Source organism: Streptomyces sp. CC0208, from assembly GCF_003443735.1.
GTDB classification, from domain to species: Bacteria; Actinomycetota; Actinomycetes; order Streptomycetales; family Streptomycetaceae; genus Streptomyces; species Streptomyces sviceus.
This window is the reverse complement of the sequence record NZ_CP031969.1, coordinates 2,854,080-2,878,211: the sequence shown is the minus strand read 5'-3', so window position 1 is coordinate 2,878,211 and position 24,132 is coordinate 2,854,080. Positions and strand designations below refer to the sequence as shown.

The following is a 24,132-nucleotide window of genomic DNA, read 5'->3' as shown; positions in this document are numbered from 1 at the left end:
CGGCACCCTCCCGAAACTAGGAGACACCTTGAAGCGCGACATCCACCCCGAGTACGTCGAGACGCAGGTCAGCTGCACCTGTGGCGCGTCGTTCACCACCCGTAGCACGATCTCCAGCGGCACCATCCGTGCCGAGGTCTGCTCCGAGTGCCACCCGTTCTACACGGGCAAGCAGAAGATCCTCGACACCGGTGGCCGTGTGGCCCGCTTCGAGGCCCGCTTCGGCAAGGCTGCTGCCAAGAAGTAGCGAGCCACCAGCGCCGGTCCACGCCGCACTCCTCGGAGTGCGCCGGGACCGGCGTTTTTGGTCGCCCGCCCTCCCTCTTTCTTTACGCAGTTCAGGAGCCCAAGATGTTCGAGGCCGTCGAGGAACTCGTCGGTGAGCACGCCGACCTGGAGAAGAAGCTCGCCGACCCGTCGGTCCACTCCGACCAGGCCAACGCGCGCAAGCTGAACAAGCGCTACGCCGAGCTCACCCCGATCGTCGCCACGTACCGCTCCTGGAAGCAGACCGGCGACGACATCGAGACCGCGCGCGAACTCGGCGCCGACGACGCGGAGTTCGCCGCCGAGGTCAAGGAGCTGGAGAAGGCCCGCGACGAGCTGACGGAGAAGCTGCGGCTGCTCCTCGTCCCGCGCGACCCCAGCGACGACAAGGACGTCATCCTGGAGATCAAGGCCGGGGCCGGCGGTGACGAGTCGGCGCTGTTCGCGGGCGACCTGCTGCGCATGTATCTCCGGTACGCCGAGCGCGTCGGCTGGAAGACCGAGATCATCGACGCCACCGAGTCCGAACTGGGCGGCTACAAGGACGTCCAGGTCGCCGTGAAGACCAAGGGCGGAAACGGTGCCACCGAACCCGGGCAGGGCGTCTGGGCCCGGATGAAGTACGAGGGCGGCGTGCACCGGGTGCAGCGCGTCCCGGCGACCGAGTCCCAGGGCCGTATCCACACCTCCGCGGCCGGTGTGCTGGTCACGCCCGAGGCCGAGGAGGTCGACGTCGAGATCAACCCCAACGACCTCCGCATCGACGTCTACCGCTCCTCCGGGCCCGGCGGCCAGTCCGTCAACACGACCGACTCCGCCGTGCGCATCACGCACATTCCCACCGGAGTCGTCGCCTCCTGCCAGAACGAGAAGAGCCAGCTGCAGAACAAGGAGCAGGCCTTGCGTATCCTGCGCTCCAGGCTGCTCGCGGCGGCGCAGGAGGAGGCGGAGCGCAATGCCGCCGACGCCCGGCGCAGCCAGGTCCGCACCGTCGACCGCTCCGAGAAGATCCGCACGTACAACTTCCCGGAGAACCGCATCTCGGACCACCGCGTCGGCTTCAAGTCGTACAACCTGGACCAGGTCCTGGACGGCGACCTCGACGCGGTGATCCAGGCCTGCGTCGACGCGGACTCGGCAGCGAAGCTGGCGGCCGCGTAAAGGCCGCCGAAGAGGGCCCGAAAGAGGCACGTACGCACGACCGAGTACGACACGGAGGACTTGCGTGAACCTGCTGCTCGCAGAGGTGGCCCAGGCCACCCAGCGGCTGGCCGACGCCGGCGTGCCCTCGCCGCGCAACGACGCGGAGGAGCTCGCCGCGTTCGTGCACGGCGTGAAGCGGGGCGAGCTGCACTCCGTGAAGGACGCGGACTTCGACGCCCGCTACTGGGAGACCATCGCGCGCCGGGAGCAGCGCGAGCCGCTCCAGCACATCACCGGCCTCGCCTACTTCCGCTACCTCGAACTCCAGGTGGGCCCCGGTGTGTTCGTGCCGCGCCCCGAGACCGAGTCGGTGGTCGGCTGGGCCATAGACGCCGTCCGCGCGATGGACGTCGTCGAGCCGTGCATCGTCGACCTGTGCACCGGCTCCGGCGCCATCGCGCTCGCCCTCGCCCAGGAGGTCCCGCGCTCCCGCGTGCACGCCGTGGAGCTGTCCGAGGAAGCCCTGCGCTGGACCCGCAAGAACGTCGAGGGGTCCAGGGTCGACCTGCGTCAGGGCAACGCCCTGGACGCCTTCCGCGACCTCGACGGCCATGTCGACCTGGTCATCTCCAACCCGCCCTACATCCCGCTCACCGAGTGGGAGTACGTCGCTCCCGAGGCGCGGGACTACGACCCCGAACTCGCCCTGTTCTCCGGCGAGGACGGCCTCGACCTCATCCGCGGTCTGGAACGGACAGCACACCGGCTCCTGCGCCCCGGGGGTGTCGTCGTCATCGAGCACGCCGACACCCAGGGCGGCCAGGTGCCGTGGATCTTCACCGAGGAGCGGGGCTGGGCCGACGCGGCCGACCACCCCGACCTCAACAACCGCCCCAGGTTCGCGACGGCCCGCAGGGCGATGCCGTGAGCCGCACTCCCAAGACTCCAGAGCAGTACGTGTACGAGGAGGCCCGCTAGATATGGCACGGCGATACGACACCAACGACGCGACCGACCGCACGACCGGTCTGCGCGAAGCCGCGTCCGCCGTCCGCCGTGGCGAGCTCGTGGTCCTCCCGACCGACACGGTGTACGGCATCGGCGCCGACGCGTTCTCCTCCGAGGCCGTCCATGACCTCCTGGAGGCCAAGGGCCGGGGCCGCAACATGCCCACCCCCGTGCTGATCGGCTCCCCGAACACCCTCCACGGTCTCGTCACCGACTTCTCCGAGCTGGCCTGGGAGCTCGTGGACGCCTTCTGGCCGGGCGCGCTCACGCTCGTCGCCAAGCACCAGCCGTCCCTCCAGTGGGACCTGGGTGACACCAGGGGCACGGTGGCCGTCCGGATGCCGCTCCACCCCGTCGCCATCGAGCTGCTGACCGAGGTCGGCCCCATGGCGGTCTCCTCCGCCAACCTGACCGGTCACCCCTCGCCGGAGACCTGCGACGCCGCGCAGGAGATGCTCGGCGACTCGGTCTCCGTCTACCTCGACGGCGGCCCGACCCCCGGCAACGTCCCCTCCTCGATCGTCGACGTCACCCGCGAGGTGCCCCTGCTGCTGCGCGCGGGCGCGATCTCCGCGGACGAGCTCAGGAAGGTCGTACCCGACCTCGAGGTGGCGAATTGACGGCCCCTGACGCGGGGCGTGGCATATGGGACGGGGAAGAGACGCGGACCTTCACAGGGCTCCCGCGTGACAGCTTCCGCATCCTCCACGTCAGCACCGGCAACGTGTGCCGCTCGCCGATCACCGAGCGGCTGACCCGGCATGCCCTGGCGGACCGGCTCGGCGACCCGCTGTGGGGCGGGCTCGTCGTGGAGAGCGCGGGGACCTGGGGCCACGAGGGCGCGCCCATGGAGGCCAACGCGGAGACCGTCCTTGCCGAGTTCGGCGCGGACCCCTCCGGCTTCACCGGACGCGAACTGCTGGACGAACACGTGATCATGGCGGACCTGGTCCTGACGGCCACCCGCGACCACCGCCAGCAGGTGATCTCGATGGGGCACTCGGCGGGTCTGCGCACCTTCACCCTGAAGGAGTTCACCCGTCTGGTGAAGGCGATAGACCCGGCGACCCTGCCGCCCCTGGAGGAGGGCCTGGTGAGCCGCGCACGCGCCCTGGTCCGCGCGGCGGCCGCGCTACGCGGGTGGCTCCTGGCCCCCACCGCCGAGGCCGACGAGGTCTTCGACCCGTACGGAGCACCGCTGCCCTTCTTCCGCTCGATCGGGGACGAGATAAACGAGGCGCTGGATCCGGTGGTGACGGCGCTGACGGGGGTTCCGGCGCGCGCGTGACGCGGGGCGGGGGCGGGGCGCTGTGGGGATGAGGCCGCACGAGGCGCTGGATCACGTCGTCACCGTGCTCACCGGTGTACCCGCAAGGACGTAACGACCGGGCACCCCACCGGCCCCCGGCCTACATTGGACGTACGTCACCGTCGACGCCCCGGAGTCCACCATGTCGGTCACCCATGCGCCCACCACCGCCGACGCCCTCGCGGGGCAGGACCCCGAGCTGGCCGAGATCCTGCTCGGGGAGCTCGACCGGCAGTCGTCGACGCTCCAGCTCATCGCCGCCGAGAACTTCTGCTCGCCGGCCGTCCTGGCCGCGCTCGGCTCCTCGCTCGCCAACAAGTACGCCGAGGGCTATCCGGGAGCCCGTCACCACGGCGGCTGCGAGCTGGTCGACGTCGCCGAGCGGCTCGCCGTGGACCGGGCGAAGTCCCTGTTCGGCGCCGAACACGCCAACGTGCAGTCCCACTCCGGCTCTTCGGCGGTGCTGGCCGCCTACGCCGTGCTCCTGCGCCCCGGCGACACCGTCCTCGCCCTCGGCCTGCCCTACGGCGGCCATCTCACCCACGGCTCGCCCGCCAACTTCTCCGGCCGCTGGTTCGACTTCGTCGGCTACGGCGTCGACGCCGAGACCGGGCTCATCGACCACGACCAGGTCCGCACCCTCGCCCGCACCCACCGGCCCAAGGCGATCGTGTGCGGCTCCATCGCCTACCCCCGGCACATCGACTACGCCTTCTTCCGCGAGGTCGCCGACGAGGTGGGCGCGTACCTCATCGCCGACGCCGCCCACCCCATCGGACTCGTCGCCGGGGGAGCGGCGCCCAGTCCGGTGCCGTACGCCGACATCGTCTGCGCCACCACCCACAAGGTCCTGCGCGGTCCCCGCGGCGGCATGATCCTGTGCGGGAGCGAGCTGGCCGAGCGGGTCGACCGGGCCGTCTTCCCGTTCACGCAGGGCGGCGCGCAGATGCACACCATCGCCGCGAAGGCGGTCGCGTTCGGCGAGGCGGCGACACCGGCGTTCACCGCGTACGCCCATCAGGTGGTCGCCAACGCGCGGGTCCTCGCGGCCGCGCTGGCCGACGAGGGACTCGTGGTCACCACCGGCGGGACCGACACCCATCTCGTGACGGCCGATCCGGCGCCGCTCGGCGTCGACGGACGCACCGCGCGGGGACGGCTCGCGGCCGCGGGGATGGTGCTCGACTGCTGTGCGCTGCCTCACGCGGACCTGCGCGGACTGCGCCTGGGCACCGCCGCCGTCACCACCCAGGGCATGGCCGAGAAGGAGATGACGGGGATCGCCGCCCTGCTCGCAGGGGTGGTGCGCGGTGAGGTCGAGAGCGCCAGGGCACGTGAAGAAGTGCGGGATCTGGTCGGCGGATTTCCGCCGTATCCGGCCTGAGCGGGGGTATCCGCACCTGCGGGCACAGCCGCACGTGCAACCATCGGCTCTACCCGGAAGTCCCCAACCATATGCGTGCGTCGCTAGGGTGTGGGGCTGAGATGGCCAGCGAGACCTGTGGGGAAGCCTGTGCGTGAATACCTGCTGACGCTCTGCATCACGGCCGCGGTGACGTATCTGCTGACAGGGCCGGTACGGAAGTTCGCGATCGTGGCCGGAGCGATGCCGGAGATCCGGGCCCGTGACGTGCACCGGGAACCGACTCCGCGGCTCGGCGGTATCGCCATGTTCTTCGGACTGTGCGCGGGCCTGCTGGTCGCCGACCACCTGACCAACCTCAGCGAGGTCTTCGAGAAGTCGAACGAACCGCGCGCGCTGCTCTCCGGGGCGGCCCTGATCTGGCTGATCGGTGTCCTGGACGACAAGTTCGAGATCGACGCCCTGATCAAGCTGGGCGGCCAGATGATCGCCGCGGGCGTGATGGTGATGCAGGGTCTGACGATCCTGTGGCTGCCGATCCCCAGCGTCGGCTCGGTCGCGCTGACCCAGTGGCAGGGCACCCTGCTGACGGTCGCGCTCGTCGTCATCACCATCAACGCGGTGAACTTCGTCGACGGCCTCGACGGTCTCGCGTCCGGCATGGTCTGCATCGCCGCGGCCGCGTTCTTCCTGTACGCCTACCGGATCTGGTACTCGTACGGCATCGAGGCGGCCGCCCCGGCGACGCTGTTCTCGGCGATCCTGATGGGCATGTGCCTGGGCTTCCTGCCGCACAACATGCACCCCGCGAGGATCTTCATGGGGGACTCGGGATCGATGCTCATCGGCCTGGTGCTGGCCGCCGGCGCGATCTCCATCACCGGGCAGATCGACCCGGACGCGCTGAAGCTGTTCGCCGGGTCCGAGAAGGCGGCCGTGCACCAGACGGTCCCCGTCTACATTCCGCTGCTGCTGCCGCTGACCATCATCGCGGTGCCGGCCGCCGACCTGATCTCGGCCATCGTGCGCCGCACCTGGCGGGGCCAGTCGCCGTTCGCCGCCGACCGCGGGCATCTGCACCACCGGCTCCTGGAGATCGGGCACTCGCACAGCCGGGCCGTGTGGCTCATGTACTTCTGGTCGGCGCTGATCGCGTTCGGCTCGCTCGCCTACTCGGTGAACTCCGCGTCCATGTGGATCGTGCTCGGCGTCGTGTTCCTCAGCGCGATCGGGCTCGTCCTGCTGCTCCTGCCGCGCTTCACCCCGCGCGCCCCGATGTGGGCCCAGCACATCGTGCCGCCGCGTTACCGCCGCCGTCGGCGTGCCGTGGTCGAGGAGTCCGTGGAGGTGGAGCAGCGCACCGCGGTCGCCGTGGGGGTGGCGGGTGTCAACGGCGCGACCGCGCTGAGCGCCCGTACGCCCGTCCCGGAGAGGCACAAGGCCGAGAGCTCGCGCTGACGGCCAAGGTAAGAATCTGACTAAAGCATTGCCAACGCGTGGGAGTTCCGCGGGGCGACAAATCGCCCATATACCAGACAAGTCGACCACGTTTGCGCACAGACGCGCAGCTTCACTCTCATGTGTGACAGTGGGCACACGTTCTAGGTAAAGACCGCATCAAATAGTTTGTGATACGGTTCACGAGAACCCAGGGCAGAGCCGAAGGACCGTAGTGCGACGGTCCCTTGGCGTGAGGGTCACCCTCAGCCCGGGACTACGCTCGTCCATGACGACACACCCCCCCTTTGAAAGCGGAGTTGCCGCCATGCCGTCCAACGACGTCCGGATCCTGGCTCAGGCCGCCGTGCCCACGGCTGCCGTCGGCGCGATCGCCGCCGTCGTCAGCGGCTTGGTCGTCGGTGGCAAGGGTGCGATCGGGTCAGCTGTCGCGACGGTGATCGTGATCCTGTTCATGGGTCTCGGTCTGTACATCCTGCAGCGCACTGCCAAATCGCTTCCGCACCTGTTCCAGGCGATGGGCCTCATGCTGTACGCGACGCAGATCCTGCTGCTTTTCGTCTTCATGGCCGCGTTCAAGAACACCACGCTCTTCCATCCCAAGGCCTTCGCGTTCACGCTGGTCGCCTGCACCCTCGCGTGGATCGCCGCGCAGACCCGTGCGCACATGAAGTCCAAGATCCTCTACGTCGAGCCCGATAAATCGGGGCACTCGTCGTGAGGGGTAGGGCCGGGATAAAGACGTCTGAGATCTCCTGCTATCGTCCGGTGCCAACTGCGGCATCGCGGGCGCGGGCATCCGAGCTGACGCCTGCTCAATCGCGAGGCGAGATGCCCACCAGCCGCCCCCACATCCGTAACACCAGTCCCGTGCCGAACCGCGACAGTATGCCGCGCCGACACAACGAGGTTGCCGTACCCATGCGTCACGCTGAAGGAGCCCGCGGTGAGTGCTGACCCGACGCAGGTGCTCGCCTTCGAGACCGATTGCCACATCTTTGACGGCTGTGGCTTCCCCTCTCCCGGCCTGCACTCGTTCCTGTTCGAGCCCATCTGGGGCGACGGGGACAGCAACGTGTACTTCAACAAGACGATGCTCCTGGCGCTCCTCGGGTCGATCATCATCGTCGGGTTCTTCTGGGCCGCCTTCCGCAAGCCGCAGGTCGTCCCCGGCAAGCTCCAGATGGTGGCCGAGGCGGGCTACGACTTCATCCGCCGTGGAGTCGTCTACGAGACCATCGGCAAGAAGGAGGGCGAGAAGTACGTACCCCTCGTCGTCTCGCTCTTCTTCTTCGTCTGGATGATGAACCTCTGGTCCATCGTTCCGATCGCTCAGTTCCCGGTCACGTCGATCATCTCGTACCCGCTGGTACTGGCCTTGATCGTCTACGTCCTGTGGGTGTCGCTGACCTTCAAGCGGCACGGTTTCGTCGGCTTCTTCAAGAACGTGACGGGCTACGACAAGTCGCTCGGCCCGGTGCTTCCGCTGGCGATGCTGATCGAGTTCTTCTCGAACATCCTGATCCGCCCGTTCACCCACGCCGTGCGACTCTTCGCCAACATGTTCGCCGGTCACACCCTGCTGCTGCTCTTCACGATCGCCAGCTGGTACCTGCTGAACGGCATCGGCATCGCCTACGCGGGTGTCTCGTTCATCATGACCGTGGTGATGACCGCCTTCGAGCTGTTCATCCAGGCTCTGCAGGCCTATGTGTTCGTCCTGCTGACCTGCACCTACATCCAGGGCGCGCTGGCCGAGCACCACTGAGCCACCCGCACCCCCGACCTCCACACCTCGTCCGGTGGCCAACCCCCACCGGTCCGTAAAGAGAAGGAAGAACTGGCATGTCCACGACCCTTGCTGCTGTCGAAGGCTCCCTCGGCTCCATCGGTTACGGCCTCGCCGCGATCGGCCCGGGCGTCGGCGTCGGCATCATCTTCGGTAACGGCACCCAGGCCCTGGCCCGTCAGCCCGAGGCGGCCGGCCTGATCCGCGCCAACCAGATCCTCGGCTTCGCCTTCTGTGAGGCGCTGGCCCTGATCGGTCTGGTCATGCCGTTCGTCTACGGCTACTGATCGCTGATCACAGACCAGCCGACTAGACGAAAGGCATACACATGAGCCAGCTGCTCACGATCGCGGCCGAGGAGATGGAGAATCCCCTCGTCCCGCCGATCCCCGAGCTCGTCATCGGCCTGATCGCCTTCGTCATCGTCTTCGGCTTCCTGGCGAAGAAGCTCCTTCCGAACATCAACAAGGTTCTGGACGAGCGTCGCGAGGCCATCGAGGGCGGTATCGAGAAGGCCGAGGCCGCGCAGACCGAGGCCCAGAGCGTCCTCGAGCAGTACAAGGCACAGCTCGCCGAGGCCCGCCACGAGGCCGCGCGCCTGCGCCAGGAGGCTCAGGAGCAGGGCGCCACGCTCATCGCCGAGATGCGCGCGGAAGGCCAGCGGCAGCGCGAGGAGATCGTCGCCGCCGGTCACGCGCAGATCGAGGCAGACCGCAAGGCCGCCGCGTCCGCGCTGCGCCAGGACGTCGGCAAGCTCGCCACCGACCTGGCCGGCAAGCTCGTCGGTGAGTCCCTCGAGGACCACGCCCGGCAGAGCCGCGTGATCGACCGCTTCCTCGACGACCTCGAGGAGAAGGCCGAGGCCGCGCGATGAACGGAGCGAGCCGCGACGCCCTGGCAGCCGCACGCGAGCGTCTCGACGCGCTGACGGACAACACGTCCGTGGACGCCGGCTCGCTCGCCGACGAGCTGGCCGCCGTCACCGCGCTGCTCGACCGCGAGGTGTCGCTGCGTCGGGTCCTGACCGACCCGGCGCAGGCCGGCGAGGCCAAGGCCGAACTGGCCCAGCGCCTGATCGGCACGCAGGTCGGCGGCCCCGCCACCGACCTGGTGTCCGGCATGGTGCGCTCCCGCTGGTCGCGCTCGCGCGACCTGGTGGACGCACTGGAGGAGCTGGCCGACACCGCCGACCTCACCGCCGCGCAGCGGCGGGGCAAGCTCGACAACGTCGAGGACGAGCTGTTCCGGTTCGGCCGGATCGTCGCCTCGAACACCGAGCTGCGCGCCGCGCTGACCGACCGCGCCGCCACGGCCCCGGCCAAGCGTGAGCTGCTTCGCAGCCTGCTCGGTGGCCGCGCCGATGCGACGACCGAGCGTTTGGTGACGCGCCTTGTGGCCGCGCCCCGGGGACGTAGCCTGGAGGCGGGACTGGAGTCCCTGTCCAAGCTCGCCGCCGAGCGCCGGGACCGCATGGTGGCCGTCGTCACCTCGGCGGTTCCGCTGAGCGACCAGCAGAAGCAGCGCCTGGGCGGTGCCCTGGCGAAGCTCTACGGCCGCCAGATGCACCTCAACCTCGACGTGGACCCCGAGGTCCTCGGCGGGATCCGGGTGCAGGTCGGCGACGAGGTCATCAACGGCTCCCTCGCGGACCGCATCGAGGACGCCGGCCGCCGCCTGGCGGGCTAGCAGCAACTTCATAGCAGTACGTACTTACGACGGCCCTGGTTGGGCCGTACATGAAGAATCCTGGGGGCCGACCCCAGACCCCCAAAGTGAAACTTCGGGCCCAACAAGGAGAGCAGGGAACCCAGATGGCGGAGCTCACGATCCGGCCGGAGGAGATCCGGGACGCGCTGGAGAACTTCGTCCAGTCGTACAAGCCGGACGCGGCCTCGCGCGAGGAGGTCGGTACGGTCACCCTTGCCGGCGACGGCATCGCGAAGGTCGAGGGTCTGCCCTCGGCCATGGCCAACGAACTGCTGAAGTTCGAGGACGGCACCCTCGGCCTCGCGCTCAACCTGGAAGAGCGCGAGATCGGTTGCGTCATCCTCGGTGAGTTCAGCGGCATCGAGGAGGGTCAGCCGGTCACCCGTACCGGCGAGGTCCTCTCCGTGGCCGTCGGCGAGGGCTACCTCGGCCGCGTCGTCGACCCGCTCGGTGCCCCGATCGACGGCCTCGGCGAGATCGAGACCAGCGGTCGTCGCGCCCTTGAGCTGCAGGCTCCGGGCGTCATGGCCCGTAAGTCGGTGCACGAGCCGATGGAGACCGGCTACAAGGCCGTCGACGCGATGACCCCGATCGGCCGTGGCCAGCGTCAGCTGATCATCGGTGACCGTCAGACCGGCAAGACCGCCCTGGCCGTCGACACGATCATCAACCAGCGTGACAACTGGCGCTCCGGCGACCCGAAGAAGCAGGTCCGCTGCGTCTACGTCGCCATCGGCCAGAAGGGCTCGACCATCGCCTCCGTGCGTGGCGCCCTCGAAGAGGCCGGCGCGCTGGAGTACACGACCATCGTCGCCGCCCCGGCGTCCGACCCGGCCGGCTTCAAGTACCTGGCGCCGTACACCGGTTCGGCCATCGGCCAGCAGTGGATGTACGAGGGCAAGCACGTCCTCATCATCTTCGACGACCTCTCGAAGCAGGCCGACGCCTACCGCGCCGTGTCCCTGCTGCTGCGCCGCCCGCCGGGCCGTGAGGCCTACCCGGGTGACGTCTTCTACCTGCACTCCCGTCTGCTGGAGCGCTGCGCCAAGCTCTCCGACGAGATGGGTGCCGGTTCGATGACCGGTCTGCCAATCGTCGAGACCAAGGCCAACGACGTCTCGGCGTTCATCCCGACCAACGTCATCTCCATCACCGACGGCCAGTGCTTCCTGGAGTCGGACCTGTTCAACGCCGGTCAGCGCCCCGCGCTGAACGTCGGTATCTCCGTCTCCCGAGTCGGTGGTTCCGCGCAGCACAAGGCGATGAAGCAGGTCTCCGGTCGCCTCCGCGTGGACCTCGCCCAGTTCCGTGAGCTGGAGGCGTTCGCCGCCTTCGGTTCCGACCTGGACGCCGCGTCGAAGGCGCAGCTGGAGCGCGGCCAGCGCATGGTCGAGCTGCTGAAGCAGGCCCAGTACCAGCCGATGGCGACCGAGGACCAGGTCGTCTCCGTCTGGGCCGGCACCACCGGCAAGATGGACGACGTCCCGGTCAACGACATCCGCCGCTTCGAGAAGGAGCTGCTGGAGTACCTGCACCGCAAGGAGCAGGGCCTCATGACCTCCATCAAGGAGGGCGGCAAGATGTCGGACGACACCCTCACCGCTGTTGCCGACGCGATCGCCGACTTCAAGAAGCAGTTCGAGACCTCGGACGGCAAGCTTCTCGGCGAGGACGCCCCGGCCGCGGCCAAGTGACGTAAGGAAGGGACCTGACTCATGGGAGCCCAGCTCCGGGTCTACAAGCGTCGCATCCGATCCGTCACCGCGACCAAGAAGATCACCAAGGCGATGGAGATGATCGCCGCCTCGCGCGTCATCAAGGCGCAGCGCAAGGTGGCGGCCTCCGCGCCCTACGCGACCGAGCTCACCCGCGCGGTCACGGCGGTCGGTACCGGCTCGAACACCAGGCACCCGCTGACCACGAAGGCCGAGACGGTCACGCGGTCCGCGGTGCTGCTCCTGACGAGTGACCGCGGTCTCGCGGGCGCCTTCAACTCCAACGCCATCAAGCAGGCGGAGCGGCTCACCGAGCGGCTGGAGCGCGAGGGCCAGGAGGTCGACATCTACATCGTCGGCCGCCGCGGTGTCGCGCACTTCAACTTCCGTGAGCGCAAGATCGCGGAGTCGTGGAGCGGCTTCACCGACGAGCCCACGTACGCGGACGCCAAGAAGGTCGCGGCTCCGCTGATCGAGGCCATCGAGAAGGACACGGCCGAGGGCGGCGTGGACGAACTCCACATCGTCTTCACCGAGTTCGTCTCGATGATGACGCAGACGGCGCTCGACGACCGTCTGCTGCCGCTCAGCCTCGAAGAGGTGGCGCAGGAGGCCAAGCCGCAGGGCGAGATCCTCCCGCTCTACGACTTCGAGCCCTCGGCGGAGGACGTCCTCGACGCCCTGCTGCCGCGCTACGTGGAGAGCCGTATCTACAACGCGCTGCTCCAGTCGGCCGCCTCCAAGCACGCCGCCACGCGGCGCGCGATGAAGTCGGCCACCGACAACGCGGGAGAGCTCATCACCACGCTCTCCCGACTTGCCAACGCGGCCCGCCAGGCCGAAATCACCCAGGAAATCAGCGAGATCGTCGGTGGCTCCGCAGCCCTCGCCGACGCGTCCGCGGGGAGTGACAGGTAATGACGACGACAGTTGAGACGGCCGCTGCCACGGGCCGCGTCGCCCGGGTCATCGGCCCGGTCGTCGACGTGGAGTTCCCCGTCGACGCGATGCCGGAGATCTACAACGCTCTGCACGTCGAGGTGGCCGACCCGGCCCAGGACGGCGCGAAGAAGACGCTGACCCTGGAGGTCGCCCAGCACCTGGGTGACGGCCTGGTCCGCACCATCTCGATGCAGCCCACCGACGGCCTGGTCCGCCAGGCCACCGTCACCGACACCGGCACGGGCATCACCGTCCCGGTCGGCGACTTCACCAAGGGCAAGGTGTTCAACACCCTCGGTGAGGTGCTGAACGTCGACGAGACCTACGACGGCGAGCGCTGGTCCATCCACCGCAAGGCCCCGCGCTTCGACGAGCTCGAGTCGAAGACCGAGATGTTCGAGACCGGCGTCAAGGTCATCGACCTTCTCACCCCGTACGTCAAGGGTGGAAAGATCGGTCTGTTCGGTGGTGCCGGCGTCGGCAAGACGGTGCTCATCCAGGAGATGATCTACCGCGTCGCCAACAACCACGACGGTGTCTCCGTGTTCGCCGGTGTCGGTGAGCGCACCCGTGAGGGCAACGACCTCATCGAGGAGATGTCCGACTCGGGCGTCATCGACAAGACCGCGCTGGTCTTCGGCCAGATGGACGAGCCCCCGGGCACCCGTCTGCGCGTGGCCCTGGCCGGTCTGACCATGGCGGAGTACTTCCGCGATGTGCAGAAGCAGGACGTGCTGTTCTTCATCGACAACATCTTCCGCTTCACCCAGGCCGGTTCCGAGGTCTCCACGCTGCTCGGCCGTATGCCCTCCGCGGTGGGTTACCAGCCGAACCTGGCCGACGAGATGGGTCTCCTCCAGGAGCGCATCACCTCGACCCGTGGTCACTCGATCACCTCGATGCAGGCGATCTACGTCCCCGCGGACGACCTGACCGACCCGGCCCCGGCCACCACCTTCGCCCACCTCGACGCGACGACGGTTCTCTCCCGTCCGATCTCCGAGAAGGGCATCTACCCGGCCGTGGACCCGCTGGACTCCACGTCCCGGATCCTGGACCCGCGCTACATCGCGCAGGACCACTACGAGACCGCGATGCGCGTCAAGGGGATCCTCCAGAAGTACAAGGACCTCCAGGACATCATCGCGATCCTCGGCATCGACGAGCTCAGCGAGGAGGACAAGCTGGTCGTCCAGCGTGCCCGCCGCGTCGAGCGCTTCCTGTCGCAGAACACGCACGTCGCCAAGCAGTTCACCGGTGTGGACGGCTCGGACGTGCCGCTGGACGAGTCGATCACCGCGTTCAACGCGATCTGCGACGGCGAGTTCGACCACTTCCCGGAGCAGGCGTTCTTCATGTGCGGTGGCCTGGAGGACCTCAAGGCCAACGCCAAGGAGCTCGGCGTCTCCTGAGCATCGCGCTCGTCTGAGGGGGCGGGGCACGTCCCGCCCCCTCATTCACGCCCACTAGACTTGTAACCAACACCCGGCAGAACCGCCGGGTGGTGACCCGAGGAGCCACCTTGGCTGCTGAGCTGCACGTCGCGCTGGTCGCGGCCGACCGAGAGGTCTGGTCCGGCGAGGCCACCCTGGTCGTCGCGCGCACCACGTCCGGCGACATCGGCGTCATGCCCGGTCACCAGCCGCTGCTCGGTGTGCTGGAGTCGGGCCCGGTGACCATCCGTACGAGCGATGGCGGGACGGTTGTCGCCGCGGTGCACGGCGGTTTCATCTCGTTCGCCGACAACAAGCTGTCGCTGCTGGCCGAGATCGCCGAGCTGTCGGACGAGATCGACGTCCAGCGCGCGGAGCGGGAGCTGGAGCGCGCGAAGGCGGAGGGCGACGCCGCCGCCGAGCGTCGCGCGGACGTACGACTGCGCGCGGCGACTGCGCGCTGAACCAGCGCGGAGCCGTATGACGTCACTCAGCCGCGGCCGGCACCGGAGCGATCCGGAGCCGGTCGCGGCTGAGGCAGATCTGGATGTTTTTTCCGTTCCGTTACCTATTGAAGGTACCTAGGAGACGAGGAGGTCGGTGTCGATGGTCCTCGCTCTGACTGTGTGCGGAATCGTCGTGGCCCTGGTGGTGCTGGGGCTGTTCGTCTTCGGCCTGCGCCGCAGACTCATCCAGCGCTCCGGCGGCACCTTCGACTGTTCCCTGCGCTGGGACGTCCCCGAGAAATCCGACCCCAGCGGCAAGGGCTGGAGCTACGGCGTCGCCCGCTACAACGGCGACCGCGTCGAGTGGTACCGCGTCTTCTCCTACGCCTATCGCCCGCGCCGCGTCCTGGAGCGGGCCGCGATCGAGGTCGCCGGCCGTCGGCTCCCCGACGGGGAGGAGGAGATGGCCCTGCTCTCCGACGCCGTGATCCTGACCTGTCTGCACCGGGGCACGCGTCTCGAACTCGCGATGAGCGAAGACGCGCTGACCGGTTTCCTCGCGTGGCTGGAGGCAGCTCCCCCTGGTCAGCGTGTCAACGTGGCCTGAGTCGAGGGTCACGGTGACGCCGACGGGCCAGACCTGGGCCTGACCGACGGGCTGCCCGAGGTTCGCGTGTTGCTGGACCTGCGTTTCGGCCGCTGATGGTCCCTCGGTGAGGGCCGAACGGTTCTGGGGGGAGTACGCCGAAGGCGCGCGGCACAGGCCGCGCGCCCTCAGTGGATCGTGGTTCAGCTCAGTCCGCTGTTGATGGCGCTCACCAGCTCACCGCCCGCGGTGTCGCCGCTGAACTCCCAGAAGAACGCGCCGCCGAGGCCCTGGTTCTTGGCCCAGGTCATCTTCCCGGCGATCGTCGCGGGGGTGTCGTAGGACCACCAGTTGTTGCCGCAGTAGGCGTACGCCGTGCCCGCGATGGTGCCGGTGGCCGGGCAGGACGTCTTGAGGACCTTGTAGTCCTCGATGCCCGCCTCGTAGGTGCCGGGTGCCGCTCCGGTCGCCGAACCGCCTGGGGCGGCCTGGGTGACGCCGGTCCAGCCGCGGCCGTAGAAGCCGATGCCGAGCAGCAGCTTCTTCGAGGCCACGCCCTTCGACTTCAGCTTGGCGATCGCGTCGGCGGAGTCGAAGCCCGCCTGCGGGATGCCGGCGTACGACGTCAGCGGCGAGTGCGGGGCGGTCGGGCCCTGCGCGTTGAAGGCACCGAAGTAGTCGTACGTCATCACGTTGTACCAGTCGACGTACTGGGAGGCGCCACCGTAGTCGGCTGCGTCGATCTTTCCGCCGGAGGAACCGTCGGCCGTGATGGCCGCGGTGACCAGGTAGTTCGGACCGAACTCCGAGCGCAGCGCCCCCATCAGGTTCTTGAAGGCCGCGGCCCCGCTGGTGTCGCAGGTCAGACCGCAGGCGTTCGGGTACTCCCAGTCGATGTCGATGCCGTCGAAGACATCTGCCCAGCGCGGGTCCTCGATGACCGCCTTGCAGGAGGCGGCGAAGGCGGCGGGGTTGGCCGCGGCCTGCGCGAAGCCGCCGGAGTAGGTCCAGCCGCCGAAGGAGTACAGCACCTTGATGTTCGGGTACTTGGCCTTGAGCTCACGCAGCTGGTTGAAGTTGCCGCGCAGCGGCTGGTCCCAGGTGTCGGCGGCGCCGGAGACCGACTGATCCGCGGTGTACGCCTTGTCGTAGGCGGCGTAGGTGTCGTCGACGACGCACTTGCCGTCCTTGACGTTGCCGAAGGCGTAGTTGATGTGCGTGATCTTCGAGGCGGAGCCCGAGGTCACCAGGTTCTTGACGTGGTAGTTGCGGCCGTAGACACCCCACTCGGTGAAGTAGCCCAGCTTGACCTTGGAGCCGGTGGGCGGCGGTTCGGTGGTGCCGCCGGTGGTGCGCACCGCGACCGCCCCGCTGGCCGGACCCGTCTGGTCGGCGGTGTCGCGGGCCCGCACGGTGTACGAGTAGTCGGTGCCGGCGGTCAGGCCGGTGTCCGTGTACGAGGTCGTCGTCACGGTCGCCACCTTGGCACCGTCGCGCAGCACGTCGTAGTTCTTGACGCCCTTGTCGTCGGTGGCGGCGCTCCAGGCCAGCTTCACCGAGGTGTCGGTGACGCCGGAGGCGGTGGGGGTGCCGGGGGCGGAGGGCGCCGCGTCGCCCGGAGTGGATCCGCCGTCGCAACTGCCGCCGTTCAGCTTGCAGTTGGCGGGGGAGCCGCTGCCGGCGCCGTTGAAGCCGAAGGAGACGGAGGCGCCGGGGGCGAGGGTGCCGTTCCAGGACTTGTTCTTGGCGGTCCAGTGGGTGCCGGCGGAGGTGACGTCGGCGTCCCAGGCGGAGGTGACGGAGGTGCCGGAGGGGAAGTCCCACTCGACGGTCCAGGAACTGAGGCTGGTGGTGCCGGTGTTCTTCACCGTCCACTTGCCTTCGAAGCCGGTGCCCCAGTCCTGGGTCTTGGCGTAGGTTGCGGTGGCGGTGCTCGCGGCCTGGGCGGGGCTCGCGAGGCCGACCAGGCCGGCGAAGGGGAGCAACAGCGTCGCGAACCCTGCCGCGGCTCTGTGTCTGAAGCGCATCGTGCGCCTCCTAGGGGAGTTGGGGGCGTGACTGAGCCTTCACACCCACGGTGCCGCGAGAATAGAAAGGTCTGGACCACAGGTCAATAGGTCTGGACCACTCTGGTGCAAGCCGCAACTAGACGCCCAACTCCTGTGCCAGTACGGCCGCTTGCACCCGACTGCGCAGTTCCAGCTTCCCCAGCAGACGGCTGACGTGCGTCTTCACGGTGGCCTCGGCCATGTCGAGGCGCTCGGCGATGTCGGCATTGGACAGGCCCTCCCCGAGACAGGAGAGCACCTCGCGTTCCCGGCGGGTGAGGGTGTCGAGGACGGCCGGATCGACGCTCGTCCCGCGGACCGGCCTGGCGGCGAACTCGGCGATCAGCCGCCGGGTGACGGCCGGAGCGACGATCCCCTCCCCCCGCGCCACCGTGCGCACGGCCTCGATGAGGTCCTTCGCCTCCGTGTTCTTCAGCAGGAAACCGACGGCACCGGCCCGCAGGGCCCCGAACACGTACTCGTCGAGGTCGAAGGTGGTCAGCACGAGGACGTCCGCGAGCCCTTCCGCCACGACCTCCCGCGTCGCCGACACCCCGTCAAGACGCGGCATCTGGACGTCCATCAGCACCAGATCCGGTCGCAGCTCCCGGGCCAGCGCCACCGCCTGCGCACCGTCCGCCGCCTCGCCGACCACCTCGATGCCGGGAGCGCTGCGCAGGATGAGGACGAGCCCGGCGCGGACGGCGGACTGGTCCTCGGCGACCAGGACACGGATCATTCGGATTCTCCTTCCGGTACGGGAAGCGTGGCGTGCACGGTCCACAGCGCGCCCCGCGGTCCGGCCCGGAACGTCCCTCCCAGCAGCGCGGCCCGCTCCCGCATCCCGACCAGACCGGCCCCCGAGCCCGGGGCGCGCGGCCCGTCCCGGTCGCCGTACGGACTGCTCACCTCGATCGTCAGATCGCCGTCCCGCTCGGCGAGGGACACCGTGACCCGGCCGGGACAGGCGTGCTTGAGGGCGTTGGTCAGCGACTCCTGGACGATGCGGTAGGCGGCGAGTTCGACCGGCGCGGGCACGGAGCCGTGGTGGCAGGCGTCCAGGGTGACGTCCAGGCCGTTGGCGCGGGCTCCGTCGACGAGGGCGGTGAGGCCGTCGAGGGTGGGGACGGCGGAGGGATCGTGGTCGCCGTCGCGCAGGATGCCGATCAGCCGGCGCATCTCGGCGAGCCCGTCGACGCTGTTCTCCCGGATGACCGTGAGGGCCTCGCGGGAGGTCGCGGGATCGTCGATGGACAGTGCGGCCGTGGAATGGATGGCGATCGCCGAGAGGTGGTTGGCCACCATGTCGTGCAACTCCCGTGCCATCCGGGCGCGTTCGGCGGTGACGGCCTGGCTGCGGTCCATTTCGGCGAGCAGCGCGGTCTGTTCGGCGCGCAGCCGGGCGGCCTCGGCGGCGTCACGGTGGTTGCGCACGATCCACCCGGTGGCGGCGGGCCCGTACGCCACCACCCCGACGACCACGCCGATCAGCAGCGCCTCCGGCACCCGCCACACCGCGAACGGCACCAGCGTCCCGGCCACGGTCAGCAGGCCGGTGATCCACTGGATGCGGCGGGCCGAGGCGAGCGGGCCGTACAGCACGGCCGCGTAGACGACGTCGGTGAACATCAGGATCGTGGCGAGGTTGCCCTGGGTCACGAGGTCGGCGCAGATCGCGGCGGTCCCGGTGAGCAGGGCCGCGCGAGGGGCCGTGCGGCGCAGCAGCTCGCACCCGGCCAGCACGGTGAGCGGCAGGAGGACCGGCCAGGGTCCGTCGAAGAGCGTGATCGGGTCGCTGGACGGCCGGGTCCCGAGGCCGATGCCCACCAGCAGCAGGCCGCCGAGCAGCCCGCCGGCCGCGATGTACACGTCGAAGCGGTGCGGGCGGGGGAGGGCCATGACTCCCATCCAACACGGTGTCAGCGCCCGCCGCCTGATCCCCGGGAACGGTCCTGGACTGCATCTTTCGATGTACGGCGGTTTCCTCACCGCCGACGACGAAAGGGACCGCGCACGTCGGCAGCCTGGAAGGGAGACGAAGGGAGCGGTCGTGATCGTCGGACTGATCGTCGCCTGTGAGGTGGCCTTCTGGGTGCTGCTGGCAGCCGGGCTGACCTTCCGCTACGGGCTGCGCATGCCGCGGGTCGGACTGGCCCTGCTGCTGTGCGAGCCGCTGCTGGAGCTCGTGCTGTTCGCGGTCACCGCGATCGACCTCAGGAACGGTGCCGAGCCCGACTGGAAGCACGGCCTGGCCGCCGTCTACATCGGTTTCACCGTGGGCCTCGGGCACTCGACGATCAAGTGGGCGGACGCCCGGGTCGCCCACCGGTTCGCGGGTGGCCCGCCGCCGGTGAAGCCGCCGAAGTACGGCAGGGCCCGCGCCGTCCACGAGTGGAAGGTCGCGGGCCGCTGGATCCTTGCCGCGGTGGTCGCCGTGGTGCTGCTCCAGGCCGCGGTCTGGTACGTCGGCGACGGGCAGACCGACTCGCTGCGTGCCTGGCAGCAGCGCATGCTGTGGCTGATCGGCATCAACCTGGTCATCGCCGGCAGCTACACGCTGTTTCCGAAGCGCGAGCGCTAACGCTCCCCGCCCGGCACCCACAGCACGTCCCCGACGTCCTTGTTGGCCGTACGGGCAAGGATGAAGAGCAGGTCCGAGAGCCGGTTCAGGTAGGTCGCCGTGAGCGGGTTCATGTGGTCGCCGTGGACCTCCAGCGCCGCCCACGTCGAGCGCTCGGCCCGGCGTACGACCGTGCAGGCCTGGTGGAGCAGGGCCGCGCCCGGGGTGCCGCCCGGGAGGATGAAGGAGCGGAGCTTCTCCAGCCGCTCGTTGAAGCGGTCGCAGTCCGCCTCCAGTTTGTCGACGTAGAACTGCTCGACCCGCAGGGGCGGGAACTGCGGGTTCTCGACCACGGGCGTGGACAGGTCGGCTCCGACGTCGAAGAGGTCGTTCTGCACCCGGGTGAGGACCTTGACGACCTCCTCGTCGAGCCCGCCCAGCGCGATCGCGCTGCCGATCACCGCGTTCGCCTCGTTGGCGTCCGCGTACGCGGAGATCCGCAGATCGGTCTTGGCGACCCGGCTCATGTCGCCGAGGGCGGTGGTGCCCTGGTCGCCGGTCCTGGTGTAGATGCGCGTCAGATTGACCATGAGGCCAGGGTAATTACGCCCCGGCTGTGCGGAACACGCGTGTGCCGACCGTCACGGCCAGGACCGCGAAGCCGACGGCGACCAGGACGCCGTACAGCATGTGATCCGTCGTGTACGCGCCGACGTACGCGTCCCGCATGGCGTCCACCAGATAGCGGAACGGCATGAAGTGCGACAGGACGTTCAGCCAGGCCGGGCCCAGGGTCATCGGGAGCATCAGGCCGGACAGCAGCATCGACGGCATCGACACGGCGTTGATCAGCGGGCCGAACTCCTGGGGCGTACGGACCTTCATCGCCAGCGCGTACGACAGTGAGGCCAGCGAGACGGTCAGCAGGGCGACGAACGCGAAGCCGATCAGGATCCCGGCCAGTGGTGCCCGCAGCCCCATCACCACGGCGGCGAGCACCAGCAGCACCGCCTGGAAAACGAACACCGTCGCCTCCCGCAGCACCCTGCCCAGCAGCAGGGCGAGCCGGCTGACCGGAGTGACCCGCATCCGCTCCACCACGCCCTGACCGTTCTCCATAATGATCATGAAGCCCGCGAACAGCGCCCCGAAAAGCCCCAGTTGGAGCAGCAGCCCCGGTACCAGGACCTGCCAGGAATCGCCCCTCCCGCCGAGCGGGAGACCGGTGAGCAGCGGACCGAAGAACACCAGGTACAGCAAGGGCATCAGGACGCCGAACAGCAGCGCGAAGCGGGAGCGCAGGGACTGGCGCAGATAACGGCCGTAGATGATCGCGGTGTCGTGAAGAAGCATGGCTGTCCTATACGGCTACGGGGGCGGCGTCGGCCGGGACGGGACCCCGGCCGGTGATCGCGAGGAACGTGTCCTGGAGCGAGGCGTCGATCGAGCCGCCGTACTCCAGTTTCAGGGCGCTCGGTGTGCCCTCGGCCACGACCACGCCCTGGTCGACGATCACGAGGCGGTCCGCGAGGGCGTCGGCCTCGTCGAGGTAGTGCGTGGTCAGGAAGACGGTCGTGCCGTGCGCGTCGCGCAGCCTGCGGACCAGGTCCCACAGGTCGGCGCGGCTCGCGGGGTCCAGGCCGGTCGTCGGCTCGTCGAGGAACAGCACCTTCGGGCGGTGCGTGAGCGCCATCGCGATGTCGAGTCGGCGGCGCTGACCGCCGGAGAGCGTGCCGCACCTGCGGTCGAGCAGGTCGGTGAGATCCAGGTCGCCGGCCAACTCCGCGGCCCGGTCGGCGGCCTGGGCCTTGGTCAGGCGATAGAGGCGGCCCTGGGTGACCAGTTCCTCCCGCACGGAGATCTGCGGATCCACCCCGCCGGACTGGGCCACGTACCCGCACACCCGGCGCACCCCGGCGGCGTCGGTCGCGAGGTCGTGGCCGGCGACGGTGGCCGCGCCGCCGGTGGGTTCGAGCAGGGTGGTGAGCATCCGGAGGGTGGTGGTCTTCCCGGCGCCGTTCGGGCCGAGGAAGCCGAGGATCTCGCCCTCGCGGACAGTCAGATCGATACCGCGCACGGCTTCCACGGGACCACGCCGGGTCTGGAAGGTACGGGCGAGCGAGGCCGTACTGATGATGGGCATGGGCCAAGAAAAACAGAGTCTCTTAAAGTTTGCAATGGCCCCAAAATTTCAGACGGCCCACGAAGCTAGCATTCGACTCATGGCAGAGGGGCTCAGGGAGCGGAAGAAGCGCGAGACCAGGCAGCGGATCTCGGACATCGCCACCGGGCTGTTCCTGGAGCACGGCTTCGTCACGGTGACGATCGCCGAGGTGGCGGACGCCGCCGACGTCTCCGTGAACACCGTCTACAACTACTTCCCGACCAAGGAGGACCTCTTCCTCGATCGCAGCAAGGGCGTCGTCGACCGCCTCTCGCGCTGGGTGCGCGGGCGGGACGTGGGTGAGTCGGCGGCGGCTGCCGTACTGAGGGAGCTGCGCGACGAGGTCGAGGCGGTCTCGCCCCGGGTCGGCCTGATGCCGGGCTATGACCGTTTCATGCGGGTCATCCACGACGCACCCCCGCTCCGCTCCCGGCTGTGGAGCATCCAGCAGGAGGTCCAGGAGAACCTGGAGACGACCCTCCGGGAGGAGACGGGCGCGGCTCCCGGCGATCCGCTGCCCGCCCTGATCGCAGGTCAGATCAACTGGATCCACCAGACGGTCATGGGCAGCATCGGGCGCGAGATGGTCGCGGGGCGCGAACCGGACGAAGTATCACGAGAGACACTCGCGCTTCTCGACGACATGGAGGAGTTGTTGAGCGATAAGGTGCTCAACTACGCCGTACGAGACCACTCGTGACAGCTACCGGTGTGATGTCCGTCAGATGAGACGTGACGCGCATTACTAACCGGTCACACAGCCCTTCACGAGCGCTAGTGTCCGCCGCAGAGGCAACGTAAACAGGGCGTAAGGCGTTTCAAAGGGGAGTCGCAACAGTGGCACGGAAGCTTGCCGTCATCGGCGCCGGCCTGATGGGTTCCGGTATCGCTCAAGTATCCGCGCAGGCGGGCTGGGACGTCGTCCTGCGGGACGTCACCGACGAGGCGCTGAAGCGCGGTACCGACGGCATCAAGGCTTCGTACGACAAGTTCGTGAGCAAGGGCAAGCTGGAGGCGCACGACGCCGACGCGGCCCTCGCCCGGATCACCGCGACGACCGACCTGGACGCGGCCGCCGACGCCGACATCGTCGTCGAGGCCGTGTTCGAGAAGCTGGAAGTCAAGCACGAGATCTTCCGCGCGCTGGACAAGATCGTGCGCCCGGACGCCGTGCTGGCCTCCAACACCTCCGCGATCCCGATCACCAAGATCGCGGCGGCCACCGAGCGCCCGGAACGGGTCGTCGGGGTGCACTTCTTCTCGCCGGTGCCGATGATGCAGCTCGTCGAGCTGGTCCGCGGCTACAAGACGAGCGACGAAGCCCTCGCCACCGCGCGGGAGTTCGCCGAGTCCGTCGGCAAGACCTGCATCGTCGTGAACCGGGACGTGGCGGGGTTCGTCACCACCCGTCTCATCTCCGCCCTCGTCGTCGAGGCGACCAAGCTCTACGAGTCGGGCGTCGCGACCGCCGAGGACATCGACCTCGCCTGCAAGCTGGGGTTCGGCCACGCCATGGGACCGCTCGCCACGGCGGACCTGACCGGCGTCGACATCCTGCTGCACGCCACCAGCAACATCTACACCGAGTCCCAGGACGAGAAGTTCGCCCCGCCGGAGCTGATGCGCCGGATGGTGGACGCCGGTGACATCGGACGCAAGAGCGGGCAGGGCTTCTACAAGCACTGACGGCTTTTTCCGTCCCCGTAACCGCACAAGCCCCTCTGGTTTCACCCGCGGGGGTGAATTCGGTATCGGTTCGCTTACAGACGGCAACCTCCGGCCGCCCTACGCAGTCAGAGGTGTCATCACTGGACATCAGATTCGTGGAGTACTACAGGCACTCTCGGGGAGCGCATATGTACATCAGGGGCGACCACGCCGAGCTGGTCGTCGGGGGCCGCCTCGACGTCCGCAGCGCGGCGGACGCCCGTACGGTCCTGCACTCGGCCGTCGACGACGGAGTCGGCGACCTGGTGCTCGACCTGTCCGAGCTGGACTCCTGGGACGCCACCGGCCTCGGGGTGATCATGGGCGCCCATCGCAGGGCCGGCCGCTGCGGCCGCCGGCTGGTGCTGCGCGACGTACCGGCGCAGATGCAACGCCTCCTGGTCGCCACCCGGCTGCACCGGATCCTGGCGATCGAGGGCGGCATCGGCGTGGAGTCGCTGCCCCGCGTCTGACCCGCTCCGACGTG

27 protein-coding genes are annotated in these 24,132 nt (G+C 68.9%); 21 read left to right on the top strand and 6 right to left on the bottom strand.

Annotated elements, in window-relative coordinates:
* Positions 1 to 28: 28 nt before the first annotated feature.
* From rpmE to D1369_RS12800, 17 genes are all read left to right on the top strand, one after another.
* Positions 29 to 247: a 50S ribosomal protein L31 gene (gene rpmE, locus D1369_RS12880; RefSeq protein ID WP_007384712.1), complete on the top strand. Its 219-nt coding sequence runs from the start codon at positions 29 to 31 to the stop codon at positions 245 to 247.
* Positions 248 to 351: 104 nt separating this feature from the next.
* Positions 352 to 1,428 (top strand): peptide chain release factor 1, encoded by a 1,077-nt coding sequence (prfA, locus tag D1369_RS12875; protein ID WP_007384713.1) that lies wholly within the window; start codon positions 352 to 354, stop codon positions 1,426 to 1,428.
* Between the two features lie 64 nt (positions 1,429 to 1,492).
* The gene (prmC, locus tag D1369_RS12870) at positions 1,493 to 2,338 is read left to right on the top strand and encodes a peptide chain release factor N(5)-glutamine methyltransferase (RefSeq protein WP_007384714.1); all 846 of its coding nucleotides are present in this window, start codon (positions 1,493 to 1,495) and stop codon (positions 2,336 to 2,338) included.
* A gap of 52 nt (positions 2,339 to 2,390) precedes the next feature.
* The gene (locus D1369_RS12865; RefSeq protein ID WP_007384715.1) at positions 2,391 to 3,038 is read left to right on the top strand and encodes an L-threonylcarbamoyladenylate synthase; all 648 of its coding nucleotides are present in this window, start codon (positions 2,391 to 2,393) and stop codon (positions 3,036 to 3,038) included.
* Positions 3,035 to 3,706, top strand: coding sequence for a low molecular weight phosphatase family protein (locus D1369_RS12860; RefSeq protein ID WP_007384716.1), 672 nt, complete (start codon positions 3,035 to 3,037; stop codon positions 3,704 to 3,706). Before D1369_RS12865 ends, D1369_RS12860 begins: the two co-directional genes overlap by 4 nt.
* A gap of 163 nt (positions 3,707 to 3,869) precedes the next feature.
* Complete coding sequence (glyA, locus tag D1369_RS12855) at positions 3,870 to 5,111, top strand: serine hydroxymethyltransferase (protein WP_007384717.1); 1,242 nt, start codon at positions 3,870 to 3,872, stop codon at positions 5,109 to 5,111.
* A gap of 129 nt (positions 5,112 to 5,240) precedes the next feature.
* The gene (locus D1369_RS12850) at positions 5,241 to 6,548 is read left to right on the top strand and encodes an MraY family glycosyltransferase (protein WP_037901434.1); all 1,308 of its coding nucleotides are present in this window, start codon (positions 5,241 to 5,243) and stop codon (positions 6,546 to 6,548) included.
* Positions 6,549 to 6,855: 307 nt separating this feature from the next.
* Positions 6,856 to 7,269, top strand: coding sequence for a hypothetical protein (locus tag D1369_RS12845; RefSeq protein WP_007384719.1), 414 nt, complete (start codon positions 6,856 to 6,858; stop codon positions 7,267 to 7,269).
* 225 nt (positions 7,270 to 7,494) lie between these two features.
* The gene (atpB, locus tag D1369_RS12840) at positions 7,495 to 8,316 is read left to right on the top strand and encodes a F0F1 ATP synthase subunit A (protein WP_037901436.1); all 822 of its coding nucleotides are present in this window, start codon (positions 7,495 to 7,497) and stop codon (positions 8,314 to 8,316) included.
* A gap of 77 nt (positions 8,317 to 8,393) precedes the next feature.
* A complete protein-coding gene (gene atpE / locus D1369_RS12835) occupies positions 8,394 to 8,624 on the top strand; it encodes an ATP synthase F0 subunit C (protein ID WP_007384721.1) in 231 nt (76 codons plus the stop codon).
* 41 nt (positions 8,625 to 8,665) lie between these two features.
* Positions 8,666 to 9,211 carry a F0F1 ATP synthase subunit B gene (locus tag D1369_RS12830; RefSeq protein WP_007384722.1) on the top strand — a complete coding sequence of 182 codons (546 nt, stop codon included), beginning with the start codon at positions 8,666 to 8,668 and terminating at the stop codon, positions 9,209 to 9,211.
* Complete coding sequence (locus D1369_RS12825) at positions 9,208 to 10,023, top strand: F0F1 ATP synthase subunit delta (RefSeq protein WP_007384723.1); 816 nt, start codon at positions 9,208 to 9,210, stop codon at positions 10,021 to 10,023. Before D1369_RS12830 ends, D1369_RS12825 begins: the two co-directional genes overlap by 4 nt.
* Before the next feature lie 125 nt (positions 10,024 to 10,148).
* On the top strand, positions 10,149 to 11,738 hold the full coding sequence (gene atpA / locus D1369_RS12820; protein WP_007384724.1) for a F0F1 ATP synthase subunit alpha: 1,590 nt from the start codon (positions 10,149 to 10,151) through the stop codon (positions 11,736 to 11,738).
* 21 nt (positions 11,739 to 11,759) lie between these two features.
* Positions 11,760 to 12,677 carry a F0F1 ATP synthase subunit gamma gene (locus D1369_RS12815; RefSeq protein ID WP_007384725.1) on the top strand — a complete coding sequence of 306 codons (918 nt, stop codon included), beginning with the start codon at positions 11,760 to 11,762 and terminating at the stop codon, positions 12,675 to 12,677.
* Positions 12,677 to 14,113, top strand: coding sequence for a F0F1 ATP synthase subunit beta (gene atpD, locus D1369_RS12810; RefSeq protein ID WP_007384726.1), 1,437 nt, complete (start codon positions 12,677 to 12,679; stop codon positions 14,111 to 14,113). The genes D1369_RS12815 and atpD overlap by 1 nt, the downstream gene beginning before the upstream one ends.
* Positions 14,114 to 14,223: 110 nt before the next feature.
* Positions 14,224 to 14,598, top strand: coding sequence for a F0F1 ATP synthase subunit epsilon (locus D1369_RS12805; protein WP_007384727.1), 375 nt, complete (start codon positions 14,224 to 14,226; stop codon positions 14,596 to 14,598).
* A gap of 142 nt (positions 14,599 to 14,740) precedes the next feature.
* Positions 14,741 to 15,187, top strand: a complete 447-nt coding sequence (locus tag D1369_RS12800; RefSeq protein ID WP_037901439.1) for a DUF2550 domain-containing protein — start codon at positions 14,741 to 14,743, stop codon at positions 15,185 to 15,187.
* 182 nt (positions 15,188 to 15,369) lie between these two features.
* Here the strand turns inward: D1369_RS12800 and D1369_RS12795 are convergent, their stop codons facing one another.
* The 3 genes from D1369_RS12795 to D1369_RS12785 form a co-directional block, all read right to left on the bottom strand.
* Entirely contained in the window at positions 15,370 to 17,193 is a 1,824-nt protein-coding gene (locus tag D1369_RS12795; RefSeq protein WP_007384729.1) for a glycoside hydrolase family 18 chitinase, read from the bottom strand.
* Positions 17,194 to 17,311: 118 nt separating this feature from the next.
* On the bottom strand, positions 17,312 to 17,953 hold the full coding sequence (locus D1369_RS12790) for a response regulator transcription factor (protein WP_007384730.1): 642 nt from the start codon (positions 17,951 to 17,953) through the stop codon (positions 17,312 to 17,314).
* Positions 17,950 to 19,113 carry a histidine kinase gene (locus D1369_RS12785; protein ID WP_037901441.1) on the bottom strand — a complete coding sequence of 388 codons (1,164 nt, stop codon included), beginning with the start codon at positions 19,111 to 19,113 and terminating at the stop codon, positions 17,950 to 17,952. Before D1369_RS12785 ends, D1369_RS12790 begins: the two co-directional genes overlap by 4 nt.
* Before the next feature lie 151 nt (positions 19,114 to 19,264).
* On the opposite strand from D1369_RS12785, the gene D1369_RS12780 reads away from it, so the two are divergent.
* Positions 19,265 to 19,795, top strand: a complete 531-nt coding sequence (locus tag D1369_RS12780) for a hypothetical protein (RefSeq protein WP_037903646.1) — start codon at positions 19,265 to 19,267, stop codon at positions 19,793 to 19,795.
* Here the strand turns inward: D1369_RS12780 and D1369_RS12775 are convergent.
* From D1369_RS12775 to D1369_RS12765, 3 genes are read right to left on the bottom strand one after another with little or no spacing between them, the layout of a single operon-like run.
* Positions 19,792 to 20,364 carry a cob(I)yrinic acid a,c-diamide adenosyltransferase gene (locus tag D1369_RS12775; protein ID WP_007384733.1) on the bottom strand — a complete coding sequence of 191 codons (573 nt, stop codon included), beginning with the start codon at positions 20,362 to 20,364 and terminating at the stop codon, positions 19,792 to 19,794. The genes D1369_RS12780 and D1369_RS12775 overlap by 4 nt on opposite strands.
* Before the next feature lie 13 nt (positions 20,365 to 20,377).
* Complete coding sequence (locus tag D1369_RS12770) at positions 20,378 to 21,127, bottom strand: ABC transporter permease (RefSeq protein WP_007384734.1); 750 nt, start codon at positions 21,125 to 21,127, stop codon at positions 20,378 to 20,380.
* 7 nt (positions 21,128 to 21,134) lie between these two features.
* On the bottom strand, positions 21,135 to 21,917 hold the full coding sequence (locus D1369_RS12765; RefSeq protein ID WP_007384735.1) for an ATP-binding cassette domain-containing protein: 783 nt from the start codon (positions 21,915 to 21,917) through the stop codon (positions 21,135 to 21,137).
* A gap of 79 nt (positions 21,918 to 21,996) precedes the next feature.
* Between D1369_RS12765 and D1369_RS12760 the strand changes: the two genes are divergently transcribed.
* The 3 genes from D1369_RS12760 (at position 21,997) to D1369_RS12750 (ending at position 24,118) form a co-directional block, all read left to right on the top strand.
* A complete protein-coding gene (locus D1369_RS12760; protein ID WP_007384736.1) occupies positions 21,997 to 22,638 on the top strand; it encodes a TetR/AcrR family transcriptional regulator in 642 nt (213 codons plus the stop codon).
* Between the two features lie 137 nt (positions 22,639 to 22,775).
* Positions 22,776 to 23,624, top strand: a complete 849-nt coding sequence (locus D1369_RS12755; RefSeq protein WP_007384737.1) for a 3-hydroxyacyl-CoA dehydrogenase family protein — start codon at positions 22,776 to 22,778, stop codon at positions 23,622 to 23,624.
* A 170-nt stretch (positions 23,625 to 23,794) separates the two neighbouring features.
* Complete coding sequence (locus D1369_RS12750; protein WP_007384738.1) at positions 23,795 to 24,118, top strand: STAS domain-containing protein; 324 nt, start codon at positions 23,795 to 23,797, stop codon at positions 24,116 to 24,118.
* Positions 24,119 to 24,132 lie beyond the last annotated feature (14 nt).

Coding starts and splice junctions, on each gene's coding strand:
- D1369_RS12785 (WP_037901441.1), bottom strand. CDS start 19,113: ATGGCCCTCCCCCGCCCGCACCGCTTCGACGTGTACATCGCGGCCGGC.
- D1369_RS12845 (WP_007384719.1), top strand. CDS start 6,856: ATGCCGTCCAACGACGTCCGGATCCTGGCTCAGGCCGCCGTGCCCACG.
- D1369_RS12790 (WP_007384730.1), bottom strand. CDS start 17,953: ATGATCCGTGTCCTGGTCGCCGAGGACCAGTCCGCCGTCCGCGCCGGG.
- D1369_RS12865 (WP_007384715.1), top strand. CDS start 2,391: ATGGCACGGCGATACGACACCAACGACGCGACCGACCGCACGACCGGT.
- D1369_RS12770 (WP_007384734.1), bottom strand. CDS start 21,127: ATGCTTCTTCACGACACCGCGATCATCTACGGCCGTTATCTGCGCCAG.
- atpD (WP_007384726.1), top strand. CDS start 12,677: ATGACGACGACAGTTGAGACGGCCGCTGCCACGGGCCGCGTCGCCCGG.
- D1369_RS12760 (WP_007384736.1), top strand. CDS start 21,997: ATGGCAGAGGGGCTCAGGGAGCGGAAGAAGCGCGAGACCAGGCAGCGG.
- D1369_RS12825 (WP_007384723.1), top strand. CDS start 9,208: ATGAACGGAGCGAGCCGCGACGCCCTGGCAGCCGCACGCGAGCGTCTC.
- prfA (WP_007384713.1), top strand. CDS start 352: ATGTTCGAGGCCGTCGAGGAACTCGTCGGTGAGCACGCCGACCTGGAG.
- atpA (WP_007384724.1), top strand. CDS start 10,149: ATGGCGGAGCTCACGATCCGGCCGGAGGAGATCCGGGACGCGCTGGAG.
- D1369_RS12830 (WP_007384722.1), top strand. CDS start 8,666: ATGAGCCAGCTGCTCACGATCGCGGCCGAGGAGATGGAGAATCCCCTC.
- D1369_RS12765 (WP_007384735.1), bottom strand. CDS start 21,917: ATGCCCATCATCAGTACGGCCTCGCTCGCCCGTACCTTCCAGACCCGG.
- D1369_RS12800 (WP_037901439.1), top strand. CDS start 14,741: ATGGTCCTCGCTCTGACTGTGTGCGGAATCGTCGTGGCCCTGGTGGTG.
- atpE (WP_007384721.1), top strand. CDS start 8,394: ATGTCCACGACCCTTGCTGCTGTCGAAGGCTCCCTCGGCTCCATCGGT.
- D1369_RS12795 (WP_007384729.1), bottom strand. CDS start 17,193: ATGCGCTTCAGACACAGAGCCGCGGCAGGGTTCGCGACGCTGTTGCTC.
- D1369_RS12775 (WP_007384733.1), bottom strand. CDS start 20,364: ATGGTCAATCTGACGCGCATCTACACCAGGACCGGCGACCAGGGCACC.
- D1369_RS12750 (WP_007384738.1), top strand. CDS start 23,795: ATGTACATCAGGGGCGACCACGCCGAGCTGGTCGTCGGGGGCCGCCTC.
- glyA (WP_007384717.1), top strand. CDS start 3,870: ATGTCGGTCACCCATGCGCCCACCACCGCCGACGCCCTCGCGGGGCAG.
- D1369_RS12815 (WP_007384725.1), top strand. CDS start 11,760: ATGGGAGCCCAGCTCCGGGTCTACAAGCGTCGCATCCGATCCGTCACC.